Origin of the sequence: Staphylococcus sp. SM3655 (assembly GCF_016917315.1) — a bacterium.
GTDB classification, from domain to species: domain Bacteria; phylum Bacillota; class Bacilli; order Staphylococcales; family Staphylococcaceae; genus Staphylococcus; species Staphylococcus aureus.
The window spans coordinates 2,828,519-2,836,293 of record NZ_CP070305.1; the positions used below are offsets into that span (position 1 = coordinate 2,828,519).

Below are 7,775 nucleotides of genomic sequence, written 5' to 3' on the forward strand. Positions count from 1 at the left end.
TTAAATTATGTTTAAGAATAAAAATTATGTTTATATAAATATATATACTACTTTGAAAGGTGTGAGCTTAATGACAACTTTTAGTGAAAAAGAAAAAATTCAATTACTAGCAGATATTGTTGAACTACAAACTGAAAATAATAATGAAATAGACGTTTGTAATTATTTAACAGATTTATTCGACAAGTATGATATTAAATCTGAAATTTTGAAAGTTAATGAACACCGCGCCAATATCGTTGCAGAAATCGGTAACGGCTCACCTATACTCGCATTGAGTGGTCATATGGATGTTGTTGATGCAGGAAATCAAGATAATTGGACTTATCCCCCTTTTCAACTCACAGAAAAAGCTGGCAAATTATACGGTCGAGGCACAACGGATATGAAAGGCGGTCTGATGGCTTTGGTCATCACACTCATTGAATTAAAAGAACAAAATCAATTGCCTCAAGGAACGATAAGATTACTAGCTACTGCTGGCGAAGAGAAAGAACAAGAAGGTGCCAAATTATTGGCTGATAAAGGCTATTTAGACGATGTAGATGGCTTAATTATTGCTGAACCAACTGGATCTGGAATTTATTATGCACATAAAGGGTCTATGTCATGTAAAGTAACTGCAACTGGCAAAGCTGTCCATAGCTCAGTTCCATTTATTGGTGACAATGCAATTGATACACTGCTTGAATTTTATAATCAATTTAAAGAAAAATATTCAGAGCTTAAAAAACATGATACTAAACATGAATTAGATGTTGCACCCATGTTCAAATCATTGATAGGAAAAGAAATTTCTGAAGAGGATGCAAATTATGCATCTGGTCTTACAGCTGTATGTTCGATTATAAATGGCGGCAAACAATTTAACTCTGTACCAGATGAAGCTTCACTTGAATTTAACGTAAGACCAGTTCCTGAGTATGATAACGACTTTATAGAATCGTTTTTCCAAAATATCATTAATGATGTGGATAGCAATAAGCTTTCACTCGATATTCCAAGCAATCACCGACCTGTAACAAGCGATAAAAATAGCAAATTAATTACTACGATTAAAGATGTAGCTTCTAGTTATGTAGAACAAGACGATATATTTGTTTCGGCGCTTGTAGGTGCAACAGATGCCTCTAGTTTCTTAGGTGATAATAAGGACAATGTTGATTTAGCCATTTTTGGACCAGGTAATCCATTAATGGCACATCAAATCGATGAATATATTGAAAAAGATATGTATCTGAAATATATTGATATTTTTAAAGAAGCTTCCATTCAATATTTAAAAGAGAAATAAGAACGATGCTGTCAGCTGCCCTATTCGCGTGCTGGCAGTTTTTTATTGCGAATTTTAAGTTGATAGAAATAACGATGAATATTGTTTGAATGTAAATATTCAAATATCAACAAGCACATTTTCATTGATTAAGTGATGTAAAACTGAAATTATTGTGCTGATTTGTCATACATATATTGACTAATGGTCATATAAAAAGATAGCTTCTAATAGTTACATAAAACTCGTAAAAACCTTCTCGTAAAAGGAATGGGACATAAATCCCTAGAAAACAGCAGCTCAACGAGCTGTAAATTATCAAATACATTTGAAAAAAGCTGATTTCTATCAAATAATTTATAGAAATCAGCTTTTTTACATTGTCTAAGAACTTAATGTCTCTGTCTCTTTGGAACTTTATATTTCATAAGTACTATTTTATTGTTTAACCTTTTTTTTAAATAAGGTATAAATCTACAATATCCAAATAAGCCCCATCGATTCTTATAATAGTCAAAATAATTATATTCATGTATTACTCTTATTGTATTTGGTAAAATTTCATTCAATTTTTTTAAATCATTGTAACCATATTTAAAAACAGGTTGTGAGGATAACTTTGATACCGATTGATGTCTCTTTGTATTATTCGCAATTGTTTTTGAGCAAAATTCAATCGCAAATGTCAAATTATGATCTCCCATCTTTTTGATAATAGTGTCCAATAATTGAGTCATTACACTCTCATCAAAATACATCAATACACCTTCAATAATAAACAATATATCTGACTTACTATTAAAAAATTTATAATTTTTGACATCATCAATCCAACTGTAATCTAGCATAGATTTAGATATCATCTTATAACTATTACTTTCTTTAAAAAATGTTTTTCGTATTTCTATTGATTCTGGTACATCTAAATCTATCCATGATATTTTTTCTTTATTAAATCTTTGAAACCTTGTATCTAAGCCACAACCTATATTGACCACGATTAAATCTTTATTATCCTTGATAAGCCTCTTAGTAACACAATCTATTATCACAGTACGTATACTAATTCCAATTTGAGACATGTCATCACATGTAACATTTTTGTACATATCATCTAAACCATCAAATATTTTTTTAGATAGTGCGTCTTTTATTATTGGTTTTTCGTTTTCGTACTCTTTTGCTCGAGCTATCAAAGGAATTAACATTGATTCGGGAATTCCAACCAGTTGCTTCATTTAATCACTCCTTAAAAACATTAGTACCAATGCATAAGAAAATTTTTACAACTTATTTCTATTATTTTTTATTTAAAATTTCTTTTTTTAATTTACTTCTCAAATGTTCTAATGTAATAGGATCTGTGAACCAATAATCTTCTGCTTTATATGAAATTACATGTCCTTTTTTTACAGCTTCAATATTCTGCCATGTATGTGTTTTTTCAAAATCAAATTTTCCGTACGAAGGTTTACTTAAAAATATATAATCACCAGCATATTTACTAATATTTTCTTTTGAAATGGAAGCATAGCCTTTTTTATCTTCTTGTAATTTATCTTTATATTGCTTTGTCATTGGCATACCGAATGCATCATGAACAATATCCAAACCACGACCCCATGTAGAGTTATATATGTATATTTGCTTTTCATCTGGTTCAAACACAGATGCTGTTGCTTGACCAATTTTACTTTGAATTTCTTTTTTATCTTTTCTAGTTTTATCGTCCCACTCTTCAATCCATTTTTTAGCTTTATCTTCATTATTAGTCAACTTGCCTATTTCTTTTAATATTTCTTTATGATTGTATTTATTGTATGTATATGGGATTGTTGGCGCTATTTTTTGGTATTTTTTTATATTTTTATCCATAGCATCTACAACAATTAAATCTGGTTTTGCTTTAGCAACTCTTTCAACATCATTTTCTCCAATATAATCAACCCCTTTTAAATAGGGTTTTAAAATTGAAGAATCTTTAGTTATATCTGAAACAGCAATTGGTTTGATTCCTAACTTTATAAAATCACCAACATAAAATCCAGTTAATACAGCAACTCTTTTAGGTTTCTCTGGTACTTTCAGTGTTTCACCATTTTCAATTTTATAGTCTGTAGTCTTTGTCGAGTTACTTGTTTTATCGACAGATGCTGAACACGCAGTCAAAATAAATAAATTACATAATAAAATTCCAATTAATCTTTTCATAATATCATCCTTTTGTTTTTTAATTGATATTCATTTTCAATTATAAAATATTAAAAGAATTAGTCAACGCCTGTTAGTAATACACATCAGTAACATTTCTATTTTCATTTATGATATTATCTAATTATTAATTTATAATATAAAGGAGTATGAAATTAAAATGAACAAAGTCCACAAACCTTTATATTTTTATTTAATGCTTTTCTTCTCTACAACTATCATAGGTGCACTTTTATTGTATTTACCTTTCACTGGTAAAAAGCCAATATCTTTTTTAGATGCCCTATTTATAGCTTCAAGTGCATTTACAGTTACTGGCCTATCCCCAGTTGATATAGGATCACAGTTTAATATACTTGGTGAAATAGTAATACTATTATTAATTCAAATAGGTGGTCTGGGTATCGTGACCGTAACCCTATTGACACTAGTATTTTTAAATAGAAAGATATCAATGAAAAATAGATTCTTGATTATGGTTACATGGAATATTGACGAACCTGGTGGTGTTATTAAACTAATTAAACACTTGGCTATTTATAGTTTAGTCACTGAATTAATTGGTATGATTTGTTTGTGTTTATCTTTTATACCAAAATTTGGTATAGGCAAAGGTTTATTTTTAAGCTTATTCACATCAGTATCAGCTTTTAATAATGCTGGATTTGCCCTTTTTAAGAATAACTTAATAGATTATTCTAGTGATCCAATTGTCATTATTACAATCTCAATACTCATAATATTTGGAGGTATTGGACATTTTGTCGTGATAGACTTTATTAATTGTAAAAAATTGAGTAAATTATCTTTACATTCTAAATTAGTCTTAACTACAACTAGTATCCTAATAATTATAGGAGCTATTACATTCTTTTTATTAGAACAGTTTAATACTATGCAACATATGGGACTAGTTGAAAAAATCGGAAATTCTTTTTTCCAATCAGTAACAACACGAACAGCGGGTTTTAACAGTATAGATATAGCAAGCATTAACAAATCTACCGCCTTAATGTTAATGCTACTTATGTTTATTGGTGGTGCCCCTCTCAGTGCAGCTGGAGGAATTAAAATAACTACTTTTGCAGTAGCGTTTATTTTTGTACTAAATTATATACGTAAAGAAAATAATGTTTCAGTATTCAATAAAGAAATATCTGACAAACATATAAAACTATCTATTGTTACCATTAATATCTCATTTCTATTTATCAGTATCATTACTTTTATATTATCGATAATTAATCCGAACATATCATTAATCAAGTTATTATTCGAAGTGGTTTCTGCATTCGGAACAGTAGGGTTAAGTATGAACCTTACCACAGAATATCATGGTATTACTAAAATAATTATTATATTCGTTATGCTTTGCGGTAAAGTAGGACTATTAACTTTATTAAGAACATTTATACCACCAAAAAATCCTAAAAATTACCGCTACACTAAAGGACAAATTTATCTATAAGATAACTATCAATATTTAACAAGAAATGAACTAGTGTTTTAATCTATTACATTTAAAAAACTACCTAAACAGGTAGTTTTTCTATTTATTTTAGGCCCATTAAATGTCTTATGTCTTTAATTAAGTAAAATGCACAAGTACACCTTTAAAAAGATTTACTCAAAACTAAACTATACAATGATTTAAATATTTAAAATTTATTTTTTACTACGTTAACCTCAATTGTTGAAAAGATGAATGGAAATGATAATTTAATAATGTATACTTTTGATTGTTTAAACATGTACATTTTCTAAAATTCTAGAGATAATTTTATTGCTGTGAACAACAATGAAATTATCTTCAGACATAAATACGGATTTTGAAGTTACTACTCTTTCATATTTACAAAAATTAATAATTGTTATGATGAACTTAAACATGAAAATAAGCAAAAGTGAAATAGCTAGACACATGGGTGTTGATAGAAGAGCAGTTGATAAATATTCAAATGTCTTTGACTTTTATTTTATAAATTCTTCCATAAAAATAACCACACTCCTAAATCAATAGGTGGGTGTGGTTTTGTGCCTTATATTTTAAGAATAGCCATCTTCAAATTATTTTCACTTGTATGATCTTTGATTTCTGTAAATCCAAATTTTCTATAAAATTCTCTTAATCTATAAACATCTTCATACTCTATCCAAATATATGAACCACCAAATATGTTCGCACCTTCTAAAACTTTCTCATATGCTAAAGATAACAAATCGTTTCCATTTATGGATTTTGTAGCCAATGCTTCTTCAGAATAATTTTTTCCTATTTGAGCAATTAAGTATCTTTGTATGATTAAATTGTCATTTCCACTGTGAGTTTCACCCTTTTGATATAACTTCTTCTTTAACGTGTTTGATATTTTATCTAACATACGTTTTGTAAAAACTAAGGGTTTATTGCTAATTGTAAAATAGCCAACTAGTATTTGTTTGCTTTTGAATTGTGAAAAAACTAAATGAGTTCTAGACAGGTTTTGTCTATCAAATGCTATAGACTTATTTTTCAAAAATAAATCAACATCGTGCGCTGATTCACTTCCTGAAATTGATATTGTCTCAAATGAATTTAGTATATTTAAAACTGAAGGTATCTTTCGCTTAACCTCTTGCTTATCACCTGTTAACAATTCTGAAAGTGATATTACTTTTACAGTCAATTACTTCGATAGTCCTTCAATAGATTTTCAATCTCACAAGTTGATTTTATTTTAGTCGCTTTTATGTTTGTTTTGTTCACATTACTATTATTTTCGTTAATCTCCATTGCATCTATTAGTTTTTGCGCTGATTTTTTTGTGAATTTATAATCTGTAGTAATACTTATTGTAGCCATACTACTCACTTCCTTATTTTACTTCATTTGACAACTAAGTATACATTTTATACGTTGTCTTCTTGTTTACAATGTATCATGAAAGCATCTTTTCGACAATAGATTCAATAAATTTTTTAGTGTATATGATTTTACACTTAAACCAATTTGTTTCTTAGCATAAAAACACCCATACTGTAACTAGTGTGGGTGTTTTCAAAATGCAGACAGCTTCTTACTACAATACGCAAGTGAGTCCTCTGCAAAGCCTAATTGATTACCGGAAATCTAATTACATTACAACATACTAGAAGAAACTCCTTATATACTCAAAAGGTATACTAAACTTCTCTATATAATTTTAACATTGAAAAAGCCCCCCATTATGAATCTCAATAACACATCAGCACATAATAAAGACGCCTCTCATAAGTTTAGTCAACTAATGGAAGGCGTCTTAAATTAACATATTTTCATACGCTCTAATATTTATTTGGAACGAATCATACTCGTCTATCATGGAATGTTCTAGTTAGTCAAAACTATAAACAGTTTTACATCATTCCTGGCATTAAGGGCGGTATGAAATAGATATAAATCACATACAAAAATACTATTAAATCAGTATCGTGTATTCTTTATACATTCAATTTTTTTAGTTTTTTTATTTCATTATGACCAATTTATGACCACCAATTATTACACACATAAATCTCTATAAGTATATTTGCAATGATCGATATGATTATCCATATGATGATTTTTCATTGCAATATAATGATTCTCTCAGCATCTTATATCACCTAATAAAGTTAATGTGAAATGTTAAAATTGATAAAACAATATAAATTTGTGCACCCAACATCACTTCATAATTAACGTATTCAAATACGTATTCACTGCCTGCAACGTGTGAGATTATCTATGATATAATCGGGATCAGAACCAAACGGATTTGCAGCTTTTAACTTTTGCGTAAATATAATTATTATAGTTTTTGTAACTAATTAATTTAACTAATTAATTTAACTAATTAATTAACTTAAGGATTTCACCTTTGTCCATGTTTTTCAAGTCTCTTTTACATACTTTAACCAATTTATTAGATACAGATGCTGTAGCCATAGAAGTATTTTCAACGTTATTAGACACCTTTTTATCAACCGAAATATATACGTCGGCATCATCGTTAGAATTAAAGACAGATTTTGAACCTTCCTTATTCAATACTCCAACAGATATAGTTTCATTATATGCAGCTGGAAATTCTTGACCTCCAAAAATATCGTTACCGTTAGCTGCTACAATAATAATACCTTTTCCATGAGCCTCTTTTATCTTTTTATGTAACTCAGGGTAATTTTTAGTAAATCCATAACTCATATTTATAATGTCTACATCATGTTTAATTGCCCAATCAAGTGCTGAAATAGTATCCTCCACTCTTCCGTTGCCATAACGGTTCAAAAC

The 7,775-nt window shown here is 28.7% G+C and carries 7 protein-coding genes; 2 read left to right on the forward strand and 5 right to left on the reverse strand.

The genetic code is table 11. From position 1 onward, the window contains the following. Nucleotides 1-70: 70 nt before the first annotated feature. The gene (locus tag JQN76_RS14065; protein ID WP_000206641.1) at nt 71-1,294 is read left to right on the forward strand and encodes an ArgE/DapE family deacylase; all 1,224 of its coding nucleotides are present in this window, start codon (nt 71-73) and stop codon (nt 1,292-1,294) included. Nucleotides 1,295-1,665: 371 nt separating this feature from the next. On the opposite strand, the gene JQN76_RS14070 is transcribed toward JQN76_RS14065, so the two are convergent. Both JQN76_RS14070 and JQN76_RS14075 read right to left on the reverse strand, forming a co-directional pair. After that, nucleotides 1,666-2,511, reverse strand: coding sequence for a class I SAM-dependent methyltransferase (locus JQN76_RS14070; RefSeq protein ID WP_000812008.1), 846 nt, complete (start codon nt 2,509-2,511; stop codon nt 1,666-1,668). 61 nt (nt 2,512-2,572) lie between these two features. Further along, on the reverse strand, nt 2,573-3,484 hold the full coding sequence (locus JQN76_RS14075) for an iron-hydroxamate ABC transporter substrate-binding protein (protein WP_000825510.1): 912 nt from the start codon (nt 3,482-3,484) through the stop codon (nt 2,573-2,575). Nucleotides 3,485-3,644: 160 nt separating this feature from the next. Between JQN76_RS14075 and JQN76_RS14080 the strand changes: the two genes are divergently transcribed. Then, a complete protein-coding gene (locus JQN76_RS14080; protein WP_001045078.1) occupies nt 3,645-4,952 on the forward strand; it encodes a TrkH family potassium uptake protein in 1,308 nt (435 codons plus the stop codon). A gap of 571 nt (nt 4,953-5,523) precedes the next feature. On the opposite strand, the gene JQN76_RS14085 is transcribed toward JQN76_RS14080, so the two are convergent. The 3 genes from JQN76_RS14085 to JQN76_RS14240 form a co-directional block, all read right to left on the reverse strand. Next, nucleotides 5,524-6,150 (reverse strand): hypothetical protein, encoded by a 627-nt coding sequence (locus tag JQN76_RS14085; protein ID WP_000216894.1) that lies wholly within the window; start codon nt 6,148-6,150, stop codon nt 5,524-5,526. Beyond that, a complete protein-coding gene (locus JQN76_RS14090; protein ID WP_000201397.1) occupies nt 6,147-6,326 on the reverse strand; it encodes a hypothetical protein in 180 nt (59 codons plus the stop codon). Before JQN76_RS14090 ends, JQN76_RS14085 begins: the two co-directional genes overlap by 4 nt. 1,008 nt (nt 6,327-7,334) lie before the next feature. Next, nucleotides 7,335-7,772, reverse strand: a complete 438-nt coding sequence (locus JQN76_RS14240) for a S8 family serine peptidase (protein WP_240164296.1) — start codon at nt 7,770-7,772, stop codon at nt 7,335-7,337. Nucleotides 7,773-7,775: the final 3 nt, after the last annotated feature.